The organism is Mesorhizobium sp. B1-1-6, from assembly GCF_006443035.1.
Taxonomy (GTDB): Bacteria; Pseudomonadota; Alphaproteobacteria; order Rhizobiales; family Rhizobiaceae; genus Mesorhizobium.
The window spans coordinates 175,824-201,406 of record NZ_VFWR01000008.1; the positions used below are offsets into that span (position 1 = coordinate 175,824).

Below are 25,583 nucleotides of genomic sequence, written 5' to 3' on the forward strand. Positions count from 1 at the left end.
ATGCGCTGGACAGACAATCCAAACTTTGGCAAGGATTTGTGATCAAATCTCACAGATTGGCCATGATCCGCAGACTTCCCCCACTCAACGCGCTGCCGGCCTTCGAGGCCGCCGCGCGGCATTTGAATTTCTCCAGGGCAGCCGACGAGCTCAACGTCACGCACGGCGCCGTCAGCCGGGCGATCAAGCACCTTGAGGAACAGCTCGGCGTGCTTTTGTTCGAGCGCGCGACGCGCTCGGTGCGCCTCACCGCCGTGGGCGAGCCCTATGCGAGGGCGGTCCACGAGATGCTCGACCAGCTCGCGGCCGCCACCCAATCGGCGACGGCCGCCCATTCGGGCTCGACATTGAACGTCTCCACCTCCGACGGCTTCGCGGGAAAATGGCTGGTGCCGCGGCTCTATCGCTTTCATCGCGCGCATGGCGACATCGACGTCAGGATTTCGACGACGGGCAGGTTGACCAATTTCCTTGGCGACGGCATCGACGTCGCCATCCGCTATGGCGCCGGAAACTATCCGGGTCTCACATCGGAATTCCTCACTGGCGAGGAGGTGTTTCCAGTGTGTAGCCCGAGGCTCATGCAGGGCGCCTGGCCGCTGGAGAAGCCCGACGATCTCAGGCACCACACGCTGATCCATGATGGTTTCCCGATCGGCTGGGCGGCCTGGCTGTCCAGCGCGGGAGTGGAAGGCGTGGATCCGCGGAGCGGGATTACCTTCGATTCCGCCACTTTCGCCGTCGAATCGGCCGTGCAAGGTGAAGGCGTGGTACTTGGCCGGACCATGCTCGTGGCGGCCGACCTCGCCACCGGAAGGCTTGTCCGCCCTTTCGGCCACGCGCTGAAATCGGTTTCCAGCTTCTACCTGGTCTACCCTCCGGACGCGGTCCGCCGGCGCAAGGTGAAGGCTTTTCGCGATTGGCTCTTTTCGGAAATGACGGCGTAGCGTTCCACGGCCGCTTCCGGAGAGTAGCCTCTGTGCTTATCCCCTCAGCCCCGGTGCCTCCTGCCCGGTGCGCTCGACATATTCGGTGTAGCCGCCGCCATAGGTGTGGATGCCATCCGGCGTCAGTTCCAGCACGCGATTGGACAGCGCCGCGAGGAAATGGCGGTCGTGCGAGACGAACAACATGGTGCCCTCATACTGCGACAGCGCCTCGATCAGCATCTGCTTGGTGACGATGTCGAGATGGTTGGTCGGCTCGTCCAGCACCAGGAGGTTGGGCGGGTCGAACAGCATCAGCGCCATCACCAGCCGCGCCTTTTCGCCGCCCGAAAGCACCCGGCACTTCTTCTCGATCTCGTCGCCGGAAAAACCGAAGCAGCCGGCAAGCGCCCGAAGCGGCGCCTGGCCGGCCTGCGGAAAATTGTCCTCCAGCGTCTGGAACACGGTGCGCTCGCCGTCGAGCAGTTCCATGGCATGCTGGGCGAAATAGCCCATTTTCACGCTAGGCCCGCGCGCCACCGAACCCTGGTCGGGATCTGAGGCTCCGGCCACCAACTTCAACAACGTCGATTTGCCCGCGCCATTGACGCCCATGATGCACCAGCGCTCGCGGCGGCGGACCTGGAAGTCGAGCCCTTCGTAGATCGAACGGCTGCCATAGGCCTTGTGGACGTTCTTCAATGTCACGACGTCCTCGCCGCAGCGCGGCGCCGGCTGGAACTCGAAATTCACCGTTTGGCGGCGCTTCGGCGGCTCGACGCGATCGATCTTGTCGAGCTTCTTCACCCGGCTCTGCACCTGGGCCGCATGCGACGCGCGCGCCTTGAACCGTTCGATAAAGGCGATCTCCTTGGCCAGCATCGCCTGCTGGCGCTCGAACTGCGCCTGCTGCTGCTTGTCCGCGATCGCGCGCTGCTGCTGGTAGAATTCGTAATTGCCGGAATAGGCGGTGAGCGAACCGCCATCGATCTCCACCACCTTGTTGACGATACGGTTCATGAACTCGCGGTCATGCGAGGTCATCAGGAGCGCGCCGTCATAATTCTTCAGGAACTGCTCGAGCCAGATCAGGCTTTCCAGGTCGAGATGGTTGCTCGGCTCGTCGAGCAGCATGGCGTCGGGCCGCATCAGCAGAATGCGCGCCAGCGCCACGCGCATCTTCCAGCCGCCGGAGAGTTTTCCCACGTCACCGTCCATCATCTCCTGCGAGAAACCGAGACCGTCGAGCACTTCCCGCGCCCGGCCGTCGAGCGCATAGCCGTCGAGTTCCTCGAAGCGGTGCTGCGCCTCGCCATAGCGTTCGATGATCTCGTCCATCCGGTCCGCCTGGTCGGGATCAGCCATACCCGCCTCCAGCGCCGCCATCTCGGCCGCCACTTCGCTCACCGGCCCGGCGCCGTTCATCACTTCGGCCACCGCGCTACGGCCGTCCATATCGCCGACATCCTGGCTGAAATAGCCGATCGTGACGCCGCGATCGACCTGCACCTGGCCCTCGTCGGGCTGTTCCTGCCCGGTGATCATGCGAAACAGTGTTGTCTTGCCGGCGCCGTTGGGGCCGACGAGCCCGACCTTTTCGCCTTTCTGCAAGGCGGCTGACGCCTCGATGAAGACAAGCTGACGGCCGTTCTGCTTGCCGATGTTTTCAAGTCTGATCATGAGTGGTCCGGGAGGCTGATGTGAGGGTGCGGGAGTTGCCCCGGCCCATACGCGAATGACAGCGGCGGGGAAAGAGGCAGAAGCGCCGCAGCGGGCGCAGCGCTCTTACGTCTTCCCACAGCGGAGGAGGGAGAAGCGCCCTCCAGACACACTTTAGAACAAGATTCAACGTCCGGGAAAAACTGGAGAAAAGCGGTGCTGCGATAACCACCCCCGCGGCGGCCGGAACCGCTCGCGGCGCAACGCAAAGGGATGGTCCTGAAAATGCAACGACGTCCGACCGGATGGATGAGTGCCCTGCTTGGCATTTCGTTTGCCATCAATGCGGTCGCATCGCAAGCACGCCAGCCGGCATGTGAAGAAGCCTGTACGCAAGCACACCCACGTCAGGAAGCACAAGGCCGCGGCTTGATCTTCTCAAGCCCGAACAAGGAGATAGAACGGTATCTTGAATCTCTTGATCGTCTTCTTCTTGACGTCCTCCCAGGAAAAAGCCGCCCTCGCGCAAGCGACGGCGGCTTTTCTTTGGACTGGGCTGAAGGCTTTCCTTCTCTGCTGTCGAGAAGGTAACGCGCTCACTGCAACTGCGGCTTCTTCAGGAAACTGTCGCGATCGGCGGATTTGACGCGCAGCCAGGTTTCACGGCCGTCGCGCAGGACCCGCATCGGGATCTCGGCGCCGGCCGAACCGCTGTCCCATAGCTTGCGATAGAAATCGGCCAGCCCGTCGACCGCGCCGTCTCGTATGTCGGAGATGACGTCGCCCTCGCGCAGGCCCGCCTTGGCGGCCGGACCGCCTTCGGTCACGCTCATCACCACCACCCGGCCGTCGCTTTCGGCCGAGAGGGCGCCGAGCCATGGCCGTGGCGGCCGCGCCACCTGGCCGCGCGTCAGGAGATCGTCGAGGATCGGCGGCAACAGGTCGATCGGCACCACCATGTTGATATCGGCGACCTCGCCGTTGCGGCTCATCTGCAGGCGCAGCGACCCGACGCCGAGCAGCGCGCCCTTTGCATCGAACAGCGCCGCGCCGCCCCAGGAAGGATGCGCCGGCGCGATGAAGATCGCTTCCTCGAGCAGATATTCCCAATAGCCGGCGAATTCCTGCTTGGTGACGATCCTGGCCTGAACCGACTGGCCGATGCCGTCGGCGAGCACCACGCTATCCCCGATCCTGGCCCTGCCGGCGTCGCCCAGCGCCACCGCCGGCAGGCCAAGCGGCGCCAGCGCCTGAACCAGGCCAAAGCCCGATTCCTGGTCGTAGGCCAGCGCATGCGCCGGCACGACGCGGCCGTCATGGGTCGTAAGCCACACCTCTTCCGCCTCGGTAATGAGATAGCCGATGGTCAGCACCAACCCATTCTCGCGGATAACGACGCCGCTGCCTTCGCGCAGCGTGCCCAATGCCCCGGCAGTGAAGGCATCGTCTGGAATGGTGGCGCGCACCGCAACGACGGAGCGTCTGTTGGGATTGATGGGCATGCTCTTGTCCTGGACGGGCTTGGGGGTCACGTTCCTATAGGTATGGCACGCGAACCAAGGCGCAAGGGGTTGGGGGGCATCCCTCCATCCTTTCGAAGCCCAAAGGGAAGATGAGAGGCATGGTCATTGACAATAGTTCAACGCAAGTTGAACTTTCCCGTTTGCAGCCCTAGCTGTAGGTGCAACTGCCAGTCCCGCTTCCAACCTGTCTCTCCCCACAATACGAGGCCCCGCGATGACCGAATACACTCCGCCGAAAGTATGGACCTGGAACAAGCCGAGCGGCGGCGCCTTCGCCAGCATCAACCGCCCGATCGCCGGCCCGACGCATGACAAGGTGCTGCCGGTGGGCAAGCACCCGTTGCAGCTCTATTCGCTGGCGACGCCGAACGGCGTCAAGGTGACGATCATGCTGGAGGAACTGCTGGCGCTTGGCCACAAGGGCGCCGAATACGACGCCTGGCTGATCAGGATCAACGATGGCGACCAGTTCGGCAGCGGCTTCGTCGAGGTCAATCCGAACTCCAAGATCCCCGCACTGATGGACCGCAGCGGCGCCACGCCCATCCGCGTCTTCGAGTCCGGTTCGATCCTCACCTATCTCGCCGAAAAGTTCGGCGAGTTCCTGCCGACCGACCAGCCGGCGCGCGCCGAGACCCTGTCCTGGCTGTTCTGGCAGATGGGCTCTGCCCCTTATCTCGGCGGCGGCTTCGGTCATTTCTATGCGTACGCGCCGACCAAGATCGAATACGCCATCGACCGCTTTGCCATGGAAACCAAGCGCCAGCTCGACGTGCTCGACCGCCGCCTGGCCGAAACCGAATATCTTTCCGGCGCCGGCTACTCGATCGCCGACATGGCGGTCTGGCCCTGGTATGGCGGACTGGCGCTCGGCCGCATGTACAATGATTCCGGCGAGTTCCTTTCGGTGCAGGATTACAAGAACGTGCAGCGGTGGGCGAAGGCGATCGACGAGCGCCCCGCGGTCAAGCGTGGCCGCATGGTCAACCGCGCATTCGGCGAACCCGCGATGCAGCTGCACGAACGTCACGACGCCAGCGACTTCGATACGAACACGCAGGACAAGCTCGCGGCTGAGTGAGCTGCGAGGGCGGGCAGCGGCGCTGCCCGCCCTCCGTTTGATTTTGCGAAAGCGTCGATGACGGCAACGTCTCACCTGGAGGCGTGGATATCGCGCCGATCCGCTCCGCGCCGTCCAAGACGGCAATGCGTCTTCTTCTATCATCGTCCGACGTCAACAGCGGTCCTCTCACACAGGCCCCATAGAAATCTGTTGCGCAAATGCCGGCCGGGGCGCAACGTGTTGCCAGCAGATCGATGCAAGCGAGCAAATCGATCCTGCAGCGCGGCGTCCTTGTCGCGCAGGGCATGCCTAGGGTTGCCGCGGCGTCCTTTTTGGGCGCGAGCACGCGGCCTTGGTTTGGTCGGGGGAACAAATGACGCTCACGCTGATCGGGGCCGGCTTCGGGCGCACCGGTACATGGTCGACCTTCGTCGCGCTGAACAGGCTCGGCCTGCCCTGCTACCACATGCAGGAAGTGATCCTGAACAAGGCCAACAAGGGCCATCTCGATTTCTGGCGCAAGGTGGCCAACAGCCCGCCCGGCACGCAGCAGGACTGGAGCCGGGTGTTCGGCAATTACAAGGCGACGGTCGACAATCCAGGCTGCTGCGTGTGGCGCGAACTGATGGCCGCCTATCCCGACGCCAAGGTGCTGCTCACCTTGCACCCGCGCGGCGCGGAAGCCTGGTACGAGAGCACCATCGACACGATCTACTTCACCGAGAATGTCTGGCAGTTCAAGATCCTGGAATGGCTGACGCCGTTCGGCCGGAAATTCGGCGACATGTCACGCAGGCTGATCTGGGGCCGCACGCTAGCCGGCGTCATGGGCAACCGCGCCAAGGCCGTGGAGCGCTACAACGCCTATGTCGAGGAAGTGAAGGCGGCGGTGCCGCCGGAAAAGCTGCTGGTGTTCAAGGTCAGCGAAGGCTGGGCCCCGCTCTGCCACTTCCTCGACGTGGCGCAACCGAACGAGCCCTTCCCCAATCTCAACGACCGCGAGGCCATCAAGAAGATCATCGCCGACATCATCAAGGGCTCCTACATGATGCTGGCGCTAAGCGTGGCGGCCGTTATCGCGGTGATCGCGGCGCTATGGTGGTGGCTGGGGTAGTTGGGCGCCGTTCGTCGATCCCTCGGTGCAGCGGGAGCGAAGCGACGCGAAGGCTTTGCGACCCAGGCCACGCGATTGCGAAAAAGCGCTGCGGTCAAAAACAAGGGCGTCGTTGTCGATACCGCCAAGCAGGCTGAATCGCGCGATCACCGCGTTAATTGGTGCCGCCGTCCGAGGACCGTCGTACCCGAATCTCGATACGCCGGCGTTCCCGAACATCGCCAACGTGGCTGCCGTCGGCGATAATGTCTCCCGGCATTACGAGCTGTGCCGCTGACAACGGAATGATCTTCACACTGCCCAGCCGTCCCGTCTGGATCAGCGCGTTCGCTACCGCGATAGCGCGCGAGAGCCCCAGCCCCGCATTGTCGGCCGGGGTCAAATCGCTGATAGCGCTGGCTCCGTTCATCGCCGAGATCGCAACCGCATCGAGGTTGGACGGCTTGGCCGGATTGATTTTCTGCTCATCCGTGTGACCGACGATCTCGACGACATCGACTTTGTAGCGTGTCAGCAAAGACAGAACGTCGTCCGTGACCTTGGTCTGCAAACGAGCCCGGAACGCGTCGGTGAGAGCAGCGCTGCCACGTTCAAATGTATAGCCGTCGTCGCTCAACGTTATCATCGGCGGCCACTGCATCGACGATTCAGCGTCCGCGCTCCTGTCGTTGGAGGCCGAGAGCGTCTTTTCAAGTCGGTCCAGCAGACGGGGGTCGGCGGCTTTGGCTTCGCTGATTTCGAGCAGCAATTTCCGCAGCGTCGGATCTGACGTCGGCGCGGCATCGATGCCCTTTTCCGTAAGCCCGTCGATCACCGCTTTGGCCGCCACGAGCTCGGTCCAGTTGGCTGGCGGCAACGGAAGCGCCGCTTTTGGAAACAGCGCCTGCAGGCGCGCCAGTTCGGCACGCATGTCGGCAAGCTGGCTCACCGTGATGTCCAGGTTCGCGGAGGCCTGCAGCTCGGCGATCCTCTCATCCTTTCGCTGTGCGATGCTGGCCGAGACCAGAAGGAGGCAGAAAAGCAGAAGGAGGAGAAGCTCGGCCATTGTGAGCCCAAGCACCACGCCTCGGCGATGGCCGCGTTCCCCTTCGGCGATAAGCGAGGAAGGCATCTTCATCGGCATCGTCCCACACTGACCATGCAACGCGCTTTAGCCGCCACGCCAGAGCCGTCTGAATAGACCCTGCCGCGTCGGCGCTCGATCATAACCCTCAAATGTCGCCGCAAGTTTGTCGAGCACATCGCTGGCCCGAAGCGCTTCCGCCGTGGACTGTTCCAGCCCGCGCCGAAGCTCCGCCACATCGCCAAGACGGGAAGAGAAATCGCTCATGGCGGTTTCGATCGCCCGCTGCAAACCGGCCACGACCGGCTCCAGCCGAACCTCGATGACCTTGTCGGGTGTCGACATGCCAGCGAGCTTGTCGGCCATCATCTGTGTCGCGGTCGCAATCTGCGTGCTGGCGCTGGTCAGGATGGCGTTGATATCGTGAACTGCCTTGGCTGTCTGGTCGATGCCGCCCCGCAGCTCCTTGGTGTCTATTCCGCTCTGCATCGCCAGCGAGGATGCCCTGATGTGCTCGGAAGCTTCCTTGGCGAGCAGGTCCAGAGACTGGACCAGGGATTTCGCCGAGGTTTCCACTTGCGTTCGTATCTCGTGATAGCCCTCTTGCAGCATCTGCTGGTTGGAGCGTTGGAAATGGTTCATCTCGCTCAGGATGCCATCGAGTTCCCGGCGCACCTTGCGGGATGCTTCTGCGAGCTCGAGACGTGACACGCGTTCCACTTCCATGGGGTCGCGTCGGAGCTGATTGAAGACGATGCGAAATGCAATGCCGGCGATGGTGGAGGCAACCGCGATGCCGAAATTGCGCACGATCTCGTCGACTGCGCCACCGCCTCCATACTGGTAAAGCGAAACGGCGAGGCTGGTGAGCGTGAAGATGAAGCCCATATAGTAGAAGTTGTCCCCGGTTTGGTCGTCGCGCAGCCGGAGCCCGCGCGCGATCATGATCATCGCCGCGTAGCCCATCATCAGCGCGATCGGCACGAAGGTAACGACGAATGCCGACACGGAAAGCGATTTGGCCACGACTATGTAGGCGGCGCCCAGGCCGGTAAAAACGATAAAGACCAGTGGCGCCGCAGCGTCCAACTGCCGGCTGGCCACGCGCGGCCGCCTCACCCTTCAACTCCTTGCAACGACTTGGCAGAGCTGAAAACGCCGTGATTGTAATCAATCCACTGCTGCCAGAATGCAATCGACGCGACGCTGTCGACGGGCGACTTCGCCCGGCGTATGAGCCAGATCGACACATCGCTGCCAGCGAGATCCGTAGCGAAGCGGTTTGCCGCGGGCGACTTTTTGAAGGCATCGAAATCTGTGGCGCCGCGGTAGTGAGAGAAGAATTCGGTATTCTCGAACATGTCCGAAACGACAATCAGCCGCGAGGGGACCGCACGCGTTTTCTGGGCGACCAGATGGCTGACGGCTATCGACTGAATGCCGGCCATGATCGGCGAGCTGTCGGCCTTGTTTGCCTCGACCGCTTTTTCAAGCGCAACCAGCAGCGGCTGGCCGAATCCCGCTTGCCAACGCTCTCGCGCCAGCGCCGCATTGCCGGTGAAAGCACTGAGGTCGCCGCCATTGCCGGGGTTGCACAGCGAGAAGAGTTCTTTCGTATAGGGTACCGCTGATGTAAGGGCCCTGATCTCGAGCAAGCCACCGCGCTGGATGCCGGAGGCGGTATCGCGCAGCAGGGTCTGGATGTTCAGTTTGGTGACGTCAGCGATTGCATCCGTGGTATCGATCAGGATGATGGTTTGCGACGCAGCTCCGACGACCGGGCAAAGCCGATCGTCAAGTTCGACGAGTTGCGAGCGCGCCGAGACATAGACGTAGGTAAAGCCTATCGCGGCGGCAATGAGGCCGAGCGCGAATAGAATAATCCAGCCCCAGTTGACAAGGTGGGAAGGCGAGCGCCGGGACCGTCGACCGCTCATTGGGCTTCAGGCACCAGCACATCCAGTTCGCGATACTGCTTCAACGCAGCCTCGAACTGTTCACCCAAGGCGACCAGCATCTTGTCGAGGTCGCCTTGCGCATCCTTGATGGAAGCTTGCAATTCGTCGCTGTTCCATTCCCCGTCGCGGAAATACTGGACGCCGATGCGGCCGAGTTGGTATGGCCGCGAAAAGCGCTCCGGCGCGGGTGTCGTGCGTACAGCGATATTGGCGTCCCTGTAGATTCGGAACAGGCTGTTTGCCGCACGTTCAAGCTGAGCTTGGTGGGCGTCGAACAGCCCAACCAACCGAGAGCGATGGGCCACGATCGCATCGTGTTCTGTCCGCTGCTTGCTGAGGTCGGCGCGCGCATCGGCGAGTTCGTCCTCATAACCACTGCGAACATCGGAAAGCTCGCCGATCAGGCCTTGCCGCTTGTTTCGATAATTTGCCCGCGCCTCGTCAAGCCGGTGATCAACCGTGGCGTAGCCTGGATAAGTGTCACGCATGCTGAGCCCATCGATCAGGGCAAAGAGTGAAAACATCACACCGAGGAAGAAGAGTATCCAGGAGCGAAATTCGTTCAGCGCGAATGGCGCGCTTAGCAAGCGTCGCATCACCTCGTCGCCATTGGTCGCGATCGTTCCGGCAACCTCGCGGTAATGCGCCAGACCAAGATTGATGGCAATCGCTGCGCCGATATAGGCCGCGATGGCGAGAATGCCGACAAACTTACGGAAAATCGAGCGATGCGCGATCTCGCGCACGCCATAGAGGGCGAACATCAGCGCGACGCCGACATTGAGAATCGCGAAGATCAGCGCCTCGACGATGCCGCCGACCAGCCCGAGCTCGTTTCGCTTTGCAAGCAGTTCGCCATTGATGACGAGCTCTGCCATCACCAGCGCCACCACAAAGAGCCATTTCAACGTGGTACCGATGGCCGTGGTCTTCTTGCAGGGCCGGCGAAGCCCGTTCTGATCCTTGAAATCACGATGCCAGGACTCTGCCTCCTTCAGATCGCGCCGCAGCCCATGCAGATCATCGATCCCCATCTGCAATTCGGCTTTCAAGTCGGAGAGACCAGCCGTGGATGCCGCTTTTATATTGGCAAAGCGCGATTCAAAGTCGAGGTCGATGAGACGCTGCCTGAACCCCGCAAGTTGGTTCTCCAGATGATCGTGGGATTGTTTCTGGGCGGCTCCGACCAATTCGATGACATCGTTTTCAACGGCATCGTAAGGTAGGTCGTCGCTTTGAGGCAGGTTCTCGCTGCCCCGCTTCTCGCCTTTCTCCGCAAGCCGCATATCCGTTGCAATGCGCTGGACGTCGATGTCGGGGAATGACTCTGTCGTCGGCCTATAGGCATGCGGCGGCCGCAATAGCCGTTGCTTGAGCTTTTCCAGTGACCCGAACATTCCACCCCACGTACACTCTTCCGACCACCCGTACCGAGGCTAGCGGTAAGCTTCGGATTCTTCAACGAGTTTCGCCCAATCGAAAGTGGAGCTTTTGCGGACGCAAAAGCACGGCAATTCCATCAGAATGACTGTCTACTGCTAGGGAGCCGTATTTTACTCTGCGCCGTATACTGTATGGTCGCTGTCGCCGAAGGGCGGAGAAAAAGAGAGCGGGCATTCTGCTTCGCCAAACGCCGCCCCTCACCGCAACTCCACCCACACCGGCGCGTGGTCGCTGGCGCCGTCCTCACCGCGCACGTCGCGGTCGATGCCGGCAGCCTTGAGCTTGCGGGCGAGCTTCTTCGACAGGAGGATATGGTCGAGCCGCAAGCCCGCATCGCGCGGCCAGCGGTTCCGCCGGTAATCCCAGAAGGTGTAGAGCGTCTCTTTGGGGTACACCTTGCGCAGTGCGTCCGTCCAGCCTTGCTCGATGAGCGCCGCAAAGGCTGCCCGGCTTTCCGGCTGTACCAGCGCGTTATCGTCGTAGGAGCGCGTGGCATAGATATCGCGCGGCTCGGGCACGATGTTGTAGTCGCCCGCCAGCACCACCGGCAGACCGGTGTCGAGCAACTGTTCGGCATGCGCCGCCAACCGTGCGTGCCAGGCGAGTTTGTACTGAAATTTCGGCCCCGGCTGCGGGTTGCCGTTCGGCGCGTACAGGCAGCCGATGACGATTCCGTTCACCGCCGCCTCGATGTAGCGGCTCTGCCTGTCGGCATCGTCGCCGGGCAGCACATCGCGCGTCAGCACCGGCTCGGCGCCCCGCGCCAGTATGGCGACGCCGTTCCAGGTCGGCTCCCCCTTCCACACCGCGCCGTAGCCGGCATCGGCTAGGGCAGTGCGCGGAAACTGCATATCGCGCGCCTTCAACTCCTGCAGGCAGACGACATCGGGTCTTGCCGCCGCCAGCCAGGTCAGCAGATTCTTCAGTCGGCTGTTGACGTTATTGATGTTGAAGGAGGCGATTTTCATCGGCGGGTCAAGAGACGAGCTTGCCCGTCCAAGCCTTCACCGTTTCGGCCAGCGTCTTCAGATGATCGGCGGTCGAAAACCCCGAGATGCTCTTGCGCGGCTTCAGATCGTGATCGCCATCCTCCAACCATACGACCTCGATGCTGTCGGAGAGCCCATAGCCGGCAATCTCGTCGGGCGTGCCGAACTCGTCGCGCGTGCCCTGGAAGATCAGCGTCGGTATCGTCAACCCGGCCAGATGCTTGGTCCGCAACTGCTCGGGCTTGCCGGGCGGGTGGAAGGGATAGCCGAGGCAAAGCAGGCCCGAGATTTCGCCCCTGGCAAACATCTCGTCCGCCACCATCGAGGCGACGCGACCGCCCATCGATTTGCCGCCGATGATCAACGTCCCGGTCACGCCCCTCGCCCTGAGGTCGGCGATCGCCTTGATGTATTCCGGGTTCACTGTCTCGGCGCGCGGCGGCGGCTTGCGGTGGCCATAGCGGCGGGACGCCATATAGTGGAACTCGAACCGCGCGACCTGAAAGCCTACTGCCGCCAGCGCCTTGGCGGTGGCGGTCATCGAAGGAGAATCCATCGACGCGCCAGCGCCATGCGCGAGCAGGATGGTGACGGGAGCTGTGTCGTCGCCGTCGAAGAGGAAGGTGGTCATGGAATAGGGCTCCCGTGGCTCGGCGTTGGTGACCCCTTCTCCCCTTGTGGGACCCGAAGGGCGGGCGAGACCGTTGGCTCGCCCCGGGGGTGGTCTCGCGAAGCTCGGCCGGATCACGGGTGTTCCAGGAAACGCAAACGCCTCATTCCGACACGCACCCCTCAACCGTCTCGGCGCTGCGCGCCGATCCACCTTCTCCCAAAACGGGAGAGCTTTACCCCGCCGATTTCGCCAGCTGCATGTCCACGAACTGCACGCCCTTGGCCGCAACTCCAGCCCACTCCGACTCCGCGTCGAGCTCCAGATACCGCGCCCACAGCCGCCGCGCTTCCAGCAAATTGCCGGCGTCGAATTCGAGCCGGGCGAGATTGAAAACCGGATCGGCGTAATTGCCGTCGAGCGCGATCGCCTTCCACAAGTGCCTTCGCGCCGACGCCGTCTTGCCCTCCTCGCTCATCAGCCCGGCGAGATTGAACCAGGCCTCGACGAAAGCCGGATCGAGCTTGATCGCGCGCGCATAGTCATGGGCCGCTTCCGCCGGGTGGCCGCCGGCGCGCAGGCAGTTGGCGCGGTTGAAGGCGGCGATCGCGTCGCCTGGATCGATTGCAAGGCAGCGCCGGTAGAGCGCGGCGGCACCATCATGGTCGCCGCCCTCCTCCGCCGCTTCGGCCTCGGCGAACAGCTCTTCCAGCGGATCGTCGTCGGAGGCGCCGAGATCGAACAGCAATTGCCCGTCGAGCTCGCTCTCGCCGCCATCCAGATAGATCGCATCGGGCCGCCCGGATGCCGAGCCGACCGCGAGCGACTTGGCGGTGAGCGAAGCCACCGGGCCGGAACGATGCACCGAGCGCGCGATCGCGCCCCATGTCGCGCCGCCGGCGACCAGCCCGGCATATTTGCGCGCCAGGATCAGGTCGCGGAAGGAATAGGGTTCCGAGTCATGTTCGAAGGCATCGAACAGCGACAAGAGATCGAGGTCGGCGCCGGATAGCTGCGACTGATCGATCAGCGATTGCCGCGACAGCGAGGAGGCCTCAGGCGCCTTCATCAGTCCGAGCAGGCGCAGAAAACCGTTCTCGCTGAGCAATGTGCGCCCGGCGCCGCGCTCGGCGGCGACGCGGCGTTCGACCTCGACATCGCCGGTCTTCGTGAGCCCGGCTTTGACCAGCCCGGCCTTGAGCAGCAGACCGCGACCGAACACGACATGCGTGGTGCGCCGGATGACACCGCGCCTGAGTTCGCCATGCTGGCGCGCGACCTCGCGCGCCGCCAGCCTGAGCGGAAACGCCGCCAGCGCGCCGATCGTGCCGAATATAGCGCCGGCTGGTGCCGTCACTTCTTGCTCTTGCCGACCGCCTTCAGCAGGTTGGCTTTCAGCGGATTTTCAGCAGCGCCGCCCGCGGCCGTCTTGGCCTTGGCGGCGGGCTTCTCGTCGGCCTTGCTCTTCGACTTGGCCGGCGGCTTCGACTGCGACTGCGACAGGCTCGCCTTCAGCGCATCCATCAAATTGATGACGTTGCCGCGCTCGGGTGCCGCCGCGATGATAGGCTTGTGGCCCTTCAGCTTCTCGCGGATCATCGCCATCAGCGCGATCTCGTAGCGATCCTCGTAGTTCTTCGGATCGAAGGTGGTTTCCTTCTGCTTGATCAGCGCTTCGGCGAGTTGCAGCATTTCAGGATCCGGGTTGCCGGCAGGGATATTGCCGAAATATTCAGCCGTGCCGCGCACTTCGTTCGGGTTCCTCAACGTGCACACGAACATGCCGTTTTCGCGCGCGCCGATCGTCACCACGCGCTCGCGGCTGGACAGGACTAGCCGCGCGATCGCCAGCTTGCCGGATTTGCGCATGGCTTCGCGCAGCACGGCGAAAGTCTCCTCCGCCATCGCGCCGTCCGGCGCCATGTAATAGGGCGCGTCCTGGTAGATGACGTCGACCTCGTCCTCGTCGACGAAGGCCTCGATGTTCATCGTGTGGTTGGATTCGATGCGCACCGCGTCGAGGTCGCTATCGTCGATGATGATGTACTGCTTGTCCTCGTACTCGTAGCCCTTGACCAGGTCCGAACGCTCGACCAGTCCGAGTTCCGGATCGACCGGCTTCATGTTGATGCGGTTGTGAGTCTTCTTGTGCAACTGGTTGAACGAGATGCGCTCGCTGGCGCTGGTGGCGGGGTATAGCCGCACCGGACAGCTCACCAGACTGAGCTTGAGGTAACCTTTCCAACTTGCCCTGGGCGCCATGATGAACTCCTACGCGGCCATGCACTGAAACTTTTCGCAGCGCTTTCGTCCGAAGGACGAACAAGGCTGCGCAAATCCTACACCGACCCCGCACCTTACCGGCAAATCCTGACGAAATGTTTTAGGACGCCGGAAGGGCCGCGAGTAGAGAATAATTCAAATTGTCAAAAGCGTCGATGGACTTGGGTTTCCTCGCCCCCGCGAAGCGGGGGAGAGGAAACCAATTTATTTGAACGTGGGCAAATCCCGAGCAAACTCGTCGATCTCAGCCCACGGATCGCCCGACGTTTCCAAGAGTCCCGGCAGCGACGCATAGTTCAGGTCCTGCGGCGCGTCGATCGTCTCCAGATCCGCCCAGCTCACCGGCGTCGAGGCCGGCAGGTTGGTGCGGGCGCGCAGCGAATAGGGTGCGGCGGAGGTGTGGCCGCGCGCGTTGCGGTGATAGTCGATGAAGATGCGCTTCTTGCGGTTGTCCTTGCCCATTGTGGTGGTGAAGGTGTCAGGCGCGCTTGCCGCCAGATGCGTGGAAATAGCGCTGGTCGCCTGGTGCAGCGTCTTCCAGTTCTGCCTGGCGGTCACCGGCACGGTGATATGGATGCCCTTGCCGCCCGAGGTTTTGGCGAAGGGGACCAGCCCCAGCCTCTCCAGTTCGCCCTTGATGTGCACCGCGGCCTCCACCACTTCGCGCCAGGAGATCCCTTCGCCCGGATCGAGATCGAAGACGATCTGGTCGGGCCTGTCGAGGCTGGTGCGATGCGTACCCCAGGTGTGGAACTCGACCACGCCGAACTGCGCCAGCGCCAGATAGCCCTTTGCGCCCTCGACCGAGAGGTAGGATTTGGTCTCACCCTCGGAATTGGTCGCCTCGAAGGTGGCAACCGAAGGCGGCATGCCGGTGAAGGCATGGCGCTGGAAGAAGCAGTCCTTCGGCAGGCCGGTCGGGCAGCGCACCAGCGACACTGGACGCCCTAGAATATGCGGCAGCATGAAATCTCCGACCAGCGCGTAGTAGACGGCGATGTCGAGTTTGGTCGGCCCGGTCTTGCCGAACAGGCGCCTGGTCGGGTTGGTTACCCAGATCGTGGCGAGGTCAGCCTCCGCGATCAGCCGCTTGCGCTTGGCCGAAACCGGCGTCGAGAGGCCGACATCCCTGAGGCCGCGAAACACCGCATGGCGCAGAGCATTGTCCGCCGTGCGGTTGGCGTAATGGATATGGGCTGAAAACAGCGGCTTCACCCAATGCATCTCGCGCATGATTTCGCGCGGCGCGCCTTCGGGCGCCATGGCGCCTGATGTGAGCGGCTCCAGCCGGGCCAGAAGATCGGCCGCGGTCTCGGCGTCGAAGCCGGTGCCGACCTTGCCGCGATAGTGAAGCTCGCCGTCCTCGAATTCGGCAAGGCCAAGCGCCGCCAGCCCCTCGGCTGCATCCGAAACGGTGTAGCCGGCGATGACAAAATCGCCGGTTTGCAGCGCCTTCGTCTTGGTCCAGCTCTTCGTGCGGCCGCTCTGGTAGGTCGCGGTTGCGCGCTTGGAGACGACGCCTTCCAGGCCAAGCTCCGAGGCCTGGTCGTAAAGCCCCTGCCCGTCGCCGCCCACGTGATCGCTGTACTGGATCGCGGAGTTGGCGCGCAGGCCGGCGAGCAGTTCGGCCAGCAGCGCCTTGCGCCTTTCCAGCGGCGCCTTGCGCAAATCCCAGCCGTCGAGATGCAGGAGATCGAAGGCGTAGAAATGCAGCTTGCTGCCGGCGCCCTCCGCCAGCGCGTCCTGCAGAAGCGCGAAGCGGGAAATGCCCTTGCCGTCGAGCACGACGATCTCGCCGTCGATGATGGCCTCCCGGCACGGCAGCTTGGCGAAGGCATGCGGCAGATCGCCATAACGCTTGGTCCAGTCGATGCCGCCGCGGGTGATCAGCCTGACCTCGCCACCTGTCAGATGCGCCATGGTGCGGTAGCCGTCGAACTTGATCTCATGCAGCCAGGACTCGCCGGTGCGGTCGCCAGGATCGTCACCGCCCGGCGGTTTCGGCACCTGTGTCGCCAGCTGCGGCTCTATGCGGGCGGCGGGAGAGGCCTTGACCGCGCCGGGCAAGGCGCCGGGCTTCAGCGTGCCGGGCCTTGGCGCAGCCTTGGCCGGCGGCGGCGCCACCAGCTCCTCGATACGGCGGCCGGATTTCACGCTCTCCGGCCGCTCTTCGAGGATGTCGAGCGTGGGATTGGAAGCGAGATCGCGCTCCTTAAACAGAAGCCAATTCTTCTTGCCCTCCTCTTCGCCGGGCTTCGGCTTCAGCCTGGTCAACATCCAGCCGCCATTGAGCTTTTTCCCGGCCAGCCGGAACTTGAAGGCGCCGGTGCGCAAGCTCTTCTCGACATCCTCCATCGGCGCCCAGCTGCCCGTGTCCCAGACGATCATCGGCCCGCCGCCATACTCGCCTTCGGGAATGACGCCCTCGAAGTCGATATATTCGAGCGGATGGTCCTCGGTCTCGACCGCCAGCCTTTTGTCGGCCGGATTGAGCGAAGGTCCGCGCGGCACCGCCCAGCTCTTCAGCACGCCGCCGACCTCAAGGCGCAGGTCGTAGTGATCCGCCGTGGCATGGTGCTTGTGGACGACGAAGCGGTTGCCCTCCTCGGCGATCAACCCACCCGCCGGTTCCGGCGTCTTCGAGAATTCGCGCTTGGCGCGGTAAGGTTTGAGCTTGGAGGGCGTCGTCATGGCATCGACCGTCGCAAGCCAGCCAATTGCAACAACAGAGCGCCATGCCTGCTCGAACGGTCCGATGCGGCATGTATCAGGGTGACTAGCCGAAACGTCGCTGCCAACCAGTCACCACGCTCAATCGTCGGCCGCCGGCGTCAGTTCGAGCTCAGCGGGCGACAGGCCCTGCCGCAGCTGGCTCAAGCGGAATTCGTCGACCCAGTAGGCCTCGCCATCGACCAGCACGCGCGCCCTATAGGTGCCGCCTGAAAAACTCTGCGCGGTGATGTAGACCTTGTGGCGGTCGAGCGCCTTGCGCACCGCGGCACGCTTGGAGTTCTGGCTGTTCACGGCACTGGACATGCGCTTCGCCCTCGGTCGCCCTGACACGGAACTCGACCGCTCTTCGCGGTCCGGCGACTGGCCCCAAGGATGGCGGAGAGCGGCGCGGGTGTCAATTTCCTCGCCGCGGCGGCTTCCCTGCAAGACGCAAGCATAGCCGACGGCATCGGCTCGATTATGTCCGCGAACCTGTGGGCTGGAACAATATGACATCTTGTTTGGCATATGCGCCGAGGCGGCTCGGCGCTTCTGCTTTCCGCATTGTTAACCTCGGCGCGCCTAGGAATAGGGCGGGCTCCGGCCGCGGCGCCAATGCGTCAGAGCGGCGCGGGGATGGCGCGGCCATCCAGGAGAACAAGGTTCATGACCGCTTCCGTGCGAAGCAATGACTGTGAAGTGGCTGTTGTCGGCGCCGGACCTTTCGGACTTGGCGTCGCCACGGCGCTCAGGGCAGCTGATGTAGACGTGCTTGCCTTTGGCAGCCCGATGGGCTTTTGGCGCGAGAACATGCCTCGGGGCATGCGGCTTCGCTCGCCCTGGCGCGCAACCTTTATCGGCAACCCGAACGGCCCGCTCTCCCTCGATTCCTACGCCAGCGGCCAGCGCGTCCAATTGCGCGAGCCATTACTGCGGCAAGATTTCGTCGACTATGGAATGTGGGTTCAGGCTCAGGCGGTTCCGGATCTCGACACGCGCATGGTGAGCCGTGTCGAACGGACCAATGCGGGATTCCGGCTGATCCTTGCCGACGGCGATGCGGTTCGCGCCGGCCGCGTCGTCGTCGCCATGGGCCTGAAGAACCAGGAACTGGTGCCCGCCGCCTTCACCGGCCTGCCCTCCGAACTGGTCAGCCACACCAGCGCGCACATTGGATTCGAAGCCTTTGCCGGCAAGCATGTCGCCGTTGTCGGACGCGGACAGAGCGCCTGCGAATCCGCCGTCCTGCTGAGAAAGGCGGGAGCCGACGTCGAACTCGTCTGCCGGGGCGACATCCATTGGCTGGGCGCGCCGTCCAGCAGCCGGGGCCGCAATGTGCTCGGCGCCGCCGAGGAACTCCTGGCGTCGCCCTCGCGCGTCGGCCCGTTCCCGCTGTCCTGGCTGATCGAGGCGCCGGGTCTCGTGCATGGTTTGCCGGCGGCGGCGCGACGCTGGGTCAATGCGCGTGGCCTCAGGGCCGGCGCGTCAGGCTGGCTGCGGCCGGACTTCGGCGGCATCAAGGTCAAGGCCGGCCGCGTGATCGTCGGCGCCTCCGCCAGCAACTCCGGACTAGACTTGCGGTTCGAGAACGGCTCGACCGCTTACGATCACGTCCTGCTCGCGACCGGCTATCGCATAGACATCGGCAAGCTCGGGCTCTTCGCCCCCGATTTCCTCGATGCGATCGCCTGCCGCGACGGATCGCCTGTCCTTTCCACGGGACTGGAATCGAACATTCCCGGCCTGCATTTTGTCGGCGCCAGCGCGGTCGCGAGTTTTGGCCCGTTGATGCGTTTCACCGCCGCCACCCCGTATGCGGCGCAGGCCGTCACCCGTTTCATACGCACTGCCAGAAGCAAGGGGCAGAACGCACGGCGCTCCACCGTGAGACTGGGCGAAGCCTCGGTTCCCGCCGGCCCGAAGCCGCGTTGAGCATCGCGGGCCCCGCCATGTATCAGCGCGATCAGGCGGGGCTCTCGCCTGTCAAAGCGGAAGAGCTGGGCAACCGGCCGTGCCGGACAGCATGTGAGGATGTAGGCTTGGCGACGTCAGGCGCAGTGTTTCTTGGGGGCGCGCACGGCACGCTTGCCCTGGCGCGCAGCCTCGGCGCGCAAAAAGTGCCCCTCACCTACATCACCAATGATTCGCCGCTGCCGGGCTGGTCGCGATTTGTCGGAGCCACCATCCGCTGGCCCGGCCCAAACGATGAGCGGGCACTGCCGTTTCTGCTGGAAGCGGCGCCTAAACACCGGCTGGAGGGATGCCTCCTGATCCCGGCCGCCGATCCAGAGGTTCGCCTGGTCTCGGAAAACCTCGCCGCCCTGTCGGCGATCTATAAGATCTTGCTGCCTTCCTGGGATGCGTTGCAGTGGGTCTGCGACAAGCCTCTCCTCTACAGGCGGGCAACCGAGTTGCGGCTGTCCATTCCAAGGACCTATGACATCGCATCCATGGCGCAGGCCTCATCCCTGGACATGGTTTTTCCGGTCGTTCTCAAGCCTCACATGGGCGGCGGCAACACCCGCATCGCCAGGGCCAAGGTCGTCCAGGCCGACGACAGGGCCTCGTTTCTTGCCGCCTATCGCGACGCGGCCGAACAGGTCGGCGGCCAAAACGTCGTCGTGCAGGAGCGCGTGCCGGGCGGGGGAGAAAGCCAATTCTCTTACGCCGCGCTCTGGAACGAGGGCAAGCCGATCGCGGAGTTCACCGCGCGCCGCTCGCGGCAGTATCCGGTCGACTTCGGCTATACCAGCACCTTCGTCGAGATCGTCGACGAGCCCCGCGCCGTCGCTGCCGCGCGCACATTGCTGTCGTCGATCGGCCATAGCGGCCTGGTCGAGGTCGAATTCAAGCACGATTGTCGCGACGGCACGCTCAAGCTTCTCGACGTCAATCCGCGCCCCTGGTCGTGGTTCGGACTTTGCGCGCCTGCCGGCGTCGACCTGGGCGCGATGCTGTGGGAGACAGTGAACGGCCGGGCCACCGCAGCCGCTACCGCTCGCCCGGGAACGGCATGGATGTATCTGGCCCGCGACGCTGTTTCATCCGTGACGCTGATGCTGGGCGGCAGGCTTGGCATCGCGGCCTATGTCAACTCCTTCGCGACGGTTCGATCCTGGGCGGCGTTCGCCTCAAACGATCTGCTGCCGGGGCTGATCGAACTGCCGCTGACGGCATGGCGGGTGCTGACGAAACGGCTGCTGAACCCGGCCGGCCGCCGGCCCTGACAAAATCGCCCTTTATGATGGCCGGTAGTCGAAGATCGCGTAATCGATGGTCCGCACCGCGTCGAGGAAACGCGGCATGGGCGGCGTCACGCGTTGGTGGAAAGACCCGGCATCGTGGATGGCGGGCTTCGCCCATTCGATGGCCCTGTGGCTCGAACTGCCGTAAACGACGAGGCAGGGCCGCGGGTGCCGTTCCAGCGACGACATGAGATTGCCCAGCACGATTTCGAACACGTCCCTGGAAAAGGGATTGTAGAAATAGACCAGCAGCGGCGTCGGCGGGAACTCATACGTCGCGGCATCCGCTTCGATAACTGCAATCTGGCGGCATTTCTGGGCCGGGCTCTTGTATCGCTCGATGTTGCGCCGGGCGATTGCGACGAGCTCCCGCGCGAACTCCACACCGACAATCGCGGCGAACGGGTAGTGCGAGGCCAGCAGGAGCGTGCGCGACTTGCCCGAACCGATATCGATGAAGGTGTAGTCTGCAAGATCGTCCGTCAGCCTGTCCATGATGAAGGCGAAGGATCTGGGCGACGTGCAGACGCATTCATTGCCCTGGTCCCGGTGCGGTCCGACGACATCGAGCGCGTCGAGCCGGATCGAACCCGCCGTGTCGACGCCATTGTCGCGATCCCACTGGCGCGCCAGCCGGTCGGCAACGAGATGGCGGATGTTGCGTGCGACGAAGCGGCCGCTGTCACCAAGGCCATGCCGTCGCACGAGCCGGAACGGTTCGAGGATTCCTTGCTGCCGGACGAACCGCAGCGCCCTCGCGATGCGTCCTCTCGACCGGTCCTGCAAATCGATGCTGTACGTTTTACGGTTCATTGCGGATCAGCTCGGTTGCCTGTCAGCGCAAGCGGCGCAGGCCGCGCACCAGGCCTTGGCCGGCCTTGAGCAGCCGCGGTTTGGAGCGAATGAAAAGCTCGATCCGGCAGCGCAGCGAAATGTAGGCGGTGGCGCCCCATCCCCGCAGTGTCATCGACTGGCACAGTTCCGCCAGCACCGAACTGGCGGCGCCGATGTGCTCCTTATAGCCCTGGCTGCCGACCGAAAGGTCGAAATAGTCGAACCCGTGCCCGCGCCCCCACATCATCAGCTTGCCAAATGTCGTCAGTCCCGGCGGGGCAATGGCATTCTGGTCGATCCCAAGCAACAGGGTATGGAGCGTGCCTTTCCTGACCAGTACATAGATGACGGCGAGCCAGGCTTCCCCTCCGCGCAATCCGAAGATGCGCACCGAGCCGTCGGAAAGGCCATGCAGCGCGGCATCTCGGTAGAAGTCGACGACGGGCTCCTGCGTCAAAAGGTCGAAACGGCCGAGCTCGCGAAACCGCTTCAGTCGCAGTTCAAGGAGCGTGTCAAAGAGCGTTTCCGTCAGCGCCGGCGTGTCGGCCTCGACCAGGCTCAGGCCGCCGCGCTTTTCGAGGCGGCGGCAATGCTTGTGAAAGCTCTTGGCGAAGGAGGGCCTGCAGATGCGCTTGATAAGCGTTTCCGGTTCGCCGTGCAGGATTAGGCCGGAGGTGATCTGGAGGGAATCGTGCGCCGCCGAAAGCAGCGCCAGAGGATTGGCGACTCGTTGGATCTGTTGCGGGATTCCCAAGATATGGATGCGATCCGCCGGTGGCAGCACGGCGCGGACTGCCGCCCATGCGGCGTCGGCGCCTTGCCTGGTCCAAGCCCTATCATCCGCCAGCAGCGGTGCCGAATAATCGCAGACGCCGCAGCTCAACCATTCGATCACGGAGTGGCCCAGCGCCCGGCGCCGCATCAGCGGCAAAAGCATGACCGGCGCGCCCGTGGCGGCGTCGTTGACCTCGACGACAAGCAGTTCCGCGCCTTTGGGCATCAGCCGTTTGGCGATCCCCTCGACCCACGCATAATGCTGATGCGCGGTGCACACGCCATCGGCCTGAAATCGCAGCCAGAGCGGCTTTACAGTGTCGAGGCTGGTGTGCAGCCGGGCTTTGAAGCGCGCGGCTGTACCGGCGCTGGCGGCAGTCGGGGACAATAACCCATCGGATAGATCCGTCTTGGGAGCCGTTCCCGTGGCTTGCCACATGCTTCTCCTGTCCTCCCGGCCGGCCATAAACATCGTCCACGCAAGCAGTGTAAACCCCGCCAACTCAGGACCGCTCCGGGCAGCCGTGCGTTGGAGCGCACGAAAGCCATGGTTGCGGACCAATGGCAGCGCTTGCGATACCCCCGCATCGTAAACCACGGCAAAGTTCGGTCAGGACCAGACCTTTGGCGCCATTATGTTCGTTGCTTTCGCCTACCGGCCGATGGCCGAACTAGTCGAACCTTTGCCCGCGTGCCCAGCTCGTCGACCTGCCATGAGGCCCGGTGAGACGTTGGGCACTTGCGCTCAGGTCGATCGCTAGCATCAAAGCATGAACGGTGCGTTGATGGACACTCAGAAATTGCACCGATCGGTCGTGCCACGTCGGGGCCATTCGTGAGACCACGCCGACGACAAACGGGGCCTTCCCGCCGCGTGCGTCCGTTACACCCTCACTGCCTCGCCTGCCACCGGTCTCTGCTACCGTTTTACCGGGGCGAACGGGACCGACCGCCGCCACCCGCCCAACCAGCTGTCGCGCTGCTGGTCCGGGTGCTCGATGTTCCATATGCGGTGACGTGCGAAATACCATGACGCCGCAAGGACGAAGATTTCGGAGACCGCGGAACCCAACAGCGACCACGGCGGAGGCGCGATTGCCAGCAGGATTGCGATCAGCGTCAGCCCGATTATTGCGCCACCGGTCGTGATGAACGCGACGGTCCGGAAATCACCGAGGACCTCAAGGATGATGCGAGGCATGACATAAAGCATGACCGGGATGAAATTCGCGATCACGAAAAGTCCGATGAATCCGACCGAGGCATCCTGGAGGGCCTGGGATTTTATCATCGGCAGGACGAATAGGATGGCACATCCATAGACGAGGCCACCGATCCCCATGACCAGCGACCAGATCTTCGCTTGCGCCCAGACACGGCTTGTTTCGTTGTTACGCATCAGCTTCGCCAGCTCCGGCTGCGTCATGTTGAAGAGAGCAAGGCTGATGATGCGTAGTGGGGCAAACAGCACGAGGACCGCCGCCAGCGGTGCGTAAGCGGCGGGTCCGGCAATGCCCGCGACCAGCAGGGCCAGGCATTGACCCTGGATGTTCGTGGTGGTCGCGCTGAACGCCGACCAGCGCAGCTGCGGCCAGAGCCTTGTATAGCGGCGGCGCGTCGGCATGCGGAAGCTGATGCGAGGTGTGCGGCGCGCCAGCCGAACCAGGACGACGATGCCGAGTAGATTTGCGGCCGCAAGCGCATAGAACACGGTTTGCAGCGCGTCCTTCGCCAACCACATGGTCAGTCCGGTCAGGATGATGCCGGTGATCGTGAAAGCGGCGTCGCTGATGGAGACGATCACCTGCTGGCGCCGAGCGAACAATGCCGTGCGCATGTGGCTGCGCAGCGACCATGCGCCGACGAAGCAGCCCGCGGCGATGCCGCTCGGATCGCCCAGCAGATGCATCAGGATCGCCGTGCCGACCGCCATCAGCAGCGACACTACCAAAGCCGCTGTTCCGAAGGCCACGTCATGGGCATCGACGCCGGCACTGTTGGTGCTCTTGCCCATCCATATCGAGGCGGGGACGGCAGTGAGCGAGCGGATGTACGACAGGCCGACGCCGCCCAGCACCATGCCGATGGCGAAGAGACCGTAACCTTGCGCCGACAGTATGTGCAGCAGCGCGATGTTGAGGGCAAAGTGAAAGCCGCTCTGCATCGCCTCGCCGCCGACCATCAGCACGAGGCGTCGCAGCAGATGGACCGGGAATTTCACGGCCGGGTCTCCGCCTGGCGGGCGGTTGCCGGCCTGCCCGGCCTCGCCATCGTCACTTTCAGCTTGTCGGCGGCGATCGCCGCGATCGCGGCCGCTGCGACCGGTTCGCTGAAGACTGTCTCGTAGCGCGCACGGCCGGCGGCAATAAAACCGCGCCAGGCCTCGGGCCGCAGGATGATCGCCTGCAATTTCGCGGCAAGGGCGGCGGCGTTGTTCGGCGGAACATGCCAGCCGGTCTCCCCGTCGCTGACCACCTCGACCAGCCCGCCGATCGCCGATACCAGTGGCGGCCGACCATAGGCCATCGCCTCGATGGCGACGCGGCCCAGCGATTCCGGGCGCCGCGACGGAACGGTGACGATGTCGGCCCAGCGGTAGTGTTGCGAGGGGTCCGATATGAACGGCAGCACGCTGACGCGATCGGCCAATCCCATGGTGTTCACCAGCTCGGCCAAGGCCAGTTCGCGCTCGGTGCTTTCGAAAGCGCCGCCCACCAGCCGCACTTCTATGCGCGAGCGCAATTCCGGCGGCATCGAGGCGACCGCCTCGAGCAGCACCTCCTGGCCCTTGATCCTGTTGATGCGGCCGAGCAGCAGCACCCGCAACGGCCGGCTGCCGTCATAGTGCATCGGCTCGACCGCAGGCGGGCCGGCAACGCCATTATAGACCACATGCGTGCGTGAACGTCCGGCAATGCCGAAAGCGGCGCGCGTGGCGCGTGAATTGAAGATCAGGTCGGCATGGCTCCAGCGCATCAAGGCGACCAGGATCGTGCGCATGAAACCTTCGGGGATCTCGTGGATATGCAGGACAGCCTTGTGAGGCAGCAGGCGGGCGGCCAGCGCATAGTCGGCCACGATCGAGGTGTTGACATAGACCAGATCGCATTGCCTCAAACGTCGCCATGCCCGCCATAAGGCCAGCGGCAGGCGCGCCATCTCGACGGTCGCGAGGCGCAGGATGGCTTGGCGCCGCAACACCCAGAGCGGCTCGAAGACGATCCGGCTGGCATGCGGTTCGAGGATCTGCACGATCGGCCCGCTGCGCGGCAGCACGACTTCGATGTCGGCGGACGGAAACGCGGCGCGCAGGGCTGCGACGCTTTCCGCGAAGCTTCGGTCGGAGCCATAGAGTTCGTAGCCCTGATGAACGCAGGCAATCCGCAT

Annotated in this window: 23 protein-coding genes; 7 read left to right on the forward strand and 16 right to left on the reverse strand. The window is 63.6% G+C overall.

Features of this window, described 5'->3' with window-relative positions; translation table 11 throughout:
• Positions 1-62 precede the first annotated feature (62 nt).
• Positions 63-947, forward strand: a complete 885-nt coding sequence (gcvA, locus tag FJ979_RS17775) for a transcriptional regulator GcvA (RefSeq protein ID WP_140499030.1) — start codon at positions 63-65, stop codon at positions 945-947.
• A gap of 36 nt (positions 948-983) precedes the next feature.
• On the opposite strand, the gene FJ979_RS17780 is transcribed toward gcvA, so the two are convergent.
• The gene (locus FJ979_RS17780) at positions 984-2,606 is read right to left on the reverse strand and encodes an ABC-F family ATP-binding cassette domain-containing protein (protein ID WP_140565326.1); all 1,623 of its coding nucleotides are present in this window, start codon (positions 2,604-2,606) and stop codon (positions 984-986) included.
• A gap of 288 nt (positions 2,607-2,894) precedes the next feature.
• Here FJ979_RS17780 and FJ979_RS17785 point away from each other — a divergent pair, with 288 nt between their 5' ends.
• Positions 2,895-3,176 (forward strand): hypothetical protein, encoded by a 282-nt coding sequence (locus FJ979_RS17785; protein ID WP_140582494.1) that lies wholly within the window; start codon positions 2,895-2,897, stop codon positions 3,174-3,176.
• A gap of 5 nt (positions 3,177-3,181) precedes the next feature.
• Here FJ979_RS17785 and FJ979_RS17790 read toward each other — a convergent pair whose 3' ends face one another.
• Positions 3,182-4,087, reverse strand: a complete 906-nt coding sequence (locus FJ979_RS17790) for a S1C family serine protease (protein WP_140582497.1) — start codon at positions 4,085-4,087, stop codon at positions 3,182-3,184.
• 235 nt (positions 4,088-4,322) lie between these two features.
• On the opposite strand from FJ979_RS17790, the gene yghU reads away from it, so the two are divergent.
• Positions 4,323-5,189, forward strand: coding sequence for a glutathione-dependent disulfide-bond oxidoreductase (gene yghU, locus FJ979_RS17795; RefSeq protein ID WP_140499040.1), 867 nt, complete (start codon positions 4,323-4,325; stop codon positions 5,187-5,189).
• A gap of 355 nt (positions 5,190-5,544) precedes the next feature.
• Entirely contained in the window at positions 5,545-6,285 is a 741-nt protein-coding gene (locus FJ979_RS17800; RefSeq protein ID WP_140582500.1) for a sulfotransferase family protein, read from the forward strand.
• Positions 6,286-6,439: 154 nt separating this feature from the next.
• On the opposite strand, the gene FJ979_RS17805 is transcribed toward FJ979_RS17800, so the two are convergent.
• The 4 genes from FJ979_RS17805 to FJ979_RS17820 are packed head-to-tail and all read right to left on the reverse strand — an operon-like array spanning position 6,440 to position 10,052.
• Positions 6,440-7,402, reverse strand: a complete 963-nt coding sequence (locus FJ979_RS17805) for a hypothetical protein (protein ID WP_181168577.1) — start codon at positions 7,400-7,402, stop codon at positions 6,440-6,442.
• 33 nt (positions 7,403-7,435) lie between these two features.
• Positions 7,436-8,467: a hypothetical protein gene (locus FJ979_RS17810; protein ID WP_140499046.1), complete on the reverse strand. Its 1,032-nt coding sequence runs from the start codon at positions 8,465-8,467 to the stop codon at positions 7,436-7,438.
• Positions 8,464-9,285 carry a hypothetical protein gene (locus FJ979_RS17815; RefSeq protein ID WP_140582505.1) on the reverse strand — a complete coding sequence of 274 codons (822 nt, stop codon included), beginning with the start codon at positions 9,283-9,285 and terminating at the stop codon, positions 8,464-8,466. The genes FJ979_RS17810 and FJ979_RS17815 overlap by 4 nt, the downstream gene beginning before the upstream one ends.
• The gene (locus FJ979_RS17820) at positions 9,282-10,052 is read right to left on the reverse strand and encodes a hypothetical protein (protein ID WP_140582508.1); all 771 of its coding nucleotides are present in this window, start codon (positions 10,050-10,052) and stop codon (positions 9,282-9,284) included. Before FJ979_RS17820 ends, FJ979_RS17815 begins: the two co-directional genes overlap by 4 nt.
• Between FJ979_RS17820 and FJ979_RS17825 the strand changes: the two genes are divergently transcribed.
• Complete coding sequence (locus FJ979_RS17825; RefSeq protein ID WP_140582511.1) at positions 10,035-10,532, forward strand: hypothetical protein; 498 nt, start codon at positions 10,035-10,037, stop codon at positions 10,530-10,532. The two genes, FJ979_RS17820 and FJ979_RS17825, sit on opposite strands and share 18 nt — an antisense overlap.
• A 414-nt stretch (positions 10,533-10,946) precedes the next feature.
• On the opposite strand, the gene FJ979_RS17830 is transcribed toward FJ979_RS17825, so the two are convergent.
• The 6 genes from FJ979_RS17830 to FJ979_RS17855 form a co-directional block, all read right to left on the reverse strand.
• Positions 10,947-11,717: an exodeoxyribonuclease III gene (locus FJ979_RS17830; protein ID WP_140499052.1), complete on the reverse strand. Its 771-nt coding sequence runs from the start codon at positions 11,715-11,717 to the stop codon at positions 10,947-10,949.
• A 7-nt stretch (positions 11,718-11,724) separates the two neighbouring features.
• Entirely contained in the window at positions 11,725-12,369 is a 645-nt protein-coding gene (locus tag FJ979_RS17835; protein ID WP_140521445.1) for an alpha/beta family hydrolase, read from the reverse strand.
• 214 nt (positions 12,370-12,583) lie between these two features.
• Positions 12,584-13,705: a tetratricopeptide repeat protein gene (locus tag FJ979_RS17840; RefSeq protein ID WP_140582514.1), complete on the reverse strand. Its 1,122-nt coding sequence runs from the start codon at positions 13,703-13,705 to the stop codon at positions 12,584-12,586.
• On the reverse strand, positions 13,702-14,610 hold the full coding sequence (locus tag FJ979_RS17845; RefSeq protein ID WP_140521443.1) for a Ku protein: 909 nt from the start codon (positions 14,608-14,610) through the stop codon (positions 13,702-13,704). The genes FJ979_RS17840 and FJ979_RS17845 overlap by 4 nt, the downstream gene beginning before the upstream one ends.
• Positions 14,611-14,835: 225 nt before the next feature.
• Positions 14,836-17,322 carry a DNA ligase D gene (ligD, locus tag FJ979_RS17850; RefSeq protein WP_140499059.1) on the reverse strand — a complete coding sequence of 829 codons (2,487 nt, stop codon included), beginning with the start codon at positions 17,320-17,322 and terminating at the stop codon, positions 14,836-14,838.
• Positions 17,323-17,442: 120 nt separating this feature from the next.
• A complete protein-coding gene (locus FJ979_RS17855; RefSeq protein ID WP_140499061.1) occupies positions 17,443-17,667 on the reverse strand; it encodes a hypothetical protein in 225 nt (74 codons plus the stop codon).
• 342 nt (positions 17,668-18,009) lie between these two features.
• Here FJ979_RS17855 and FJ979_RS17860 point away from each other — a divergent pair, with 342 nt between their 5' ends.
• Both FJ979_RS17860 and FJ979_RS17865 read left to right on the forward strand, forming a co-directional pair.
• The gene (locus FJ979_RS17860; protein ID WP_140582516.1) at positions 18,010-19,275 is read left to right on the forward strand and encodes an NAD(P)/FAD-dependent oxidoreductase; all 1,266 of its coding nucleotides are present in this window, start codon (positions 18,010-18,012) and stop codon (positions 19,273-19,275) included.
• A 107-nt stretch (positions 19,276-19,382) separates the two neighbouring features.
• Positions 19,383-20,570, forward strand: a complete 1,188-nt coding sequence (locus FJ979_RS17865; protein ID WP_140582519.1) for an ATP-grasp domain-containing protein — start codon at positions 19,383-19,385, stop codon at positions 20,568-20,570.
• Positions 20,571-20,582: 12 nt separating this feature from the next.
• Here the strand turns inward: FJ979_RS17865 and FJ979_RS17870 are convergent, their stop codons facing one another.
• From FJ979_RS17870 to FJ979_RS17885, 4 genes are all read right to left on the reverse strand, one after another.
• Positions 20,583-21,401 (reverse strand): class I SAM-dependent methyltransferase, encoded by an 819-nt coding sequence (locus FJ979_RS17870; protein ID WP_140559831.1) that lies wholly within the window; start codon positions 21,399-21,401, stop codon positions 20,583-20,585.
• A 22-nt stretch (positions 21,402-21,423) separates the two neighbouring features.
• Positions 21,424-22,635: a GNAT family N-acetyltransferase gene (locus tag FJ979_RS17875; protein ID WP_140582521.1), complete on the reverse strand. Its 1,212-nt coding sequence runs from the start codon at positions 22,633-22,635 to the stop codon at positions 21,424-21,426.
• 480 nt (positions 22,636-23,115) lie between these two features.
• A complete protein-coding gene (locus FJ979_RS17880; protein WP_181181786.1) occupies positions 23,116-24,417 on the reverse strand; it encodes a hypothetical protein in 1,302 nt (433 codons plus the stop codon).
• On the reverse strand, positions 24,414-25,583 hold the full coding sequence (locus tag FJ979_RS17885; RefSeq protein WP_140516153.1) for a glycosyltransferase: 1,170 nt from the start codon (positions 25,581-25,583) through the stop codon (positions 24,414-24,416). The genes FJ979_RS17880 and FJ979_RS17885 overlap by 4 nt, the downstream gene beginning before the upstream one ends.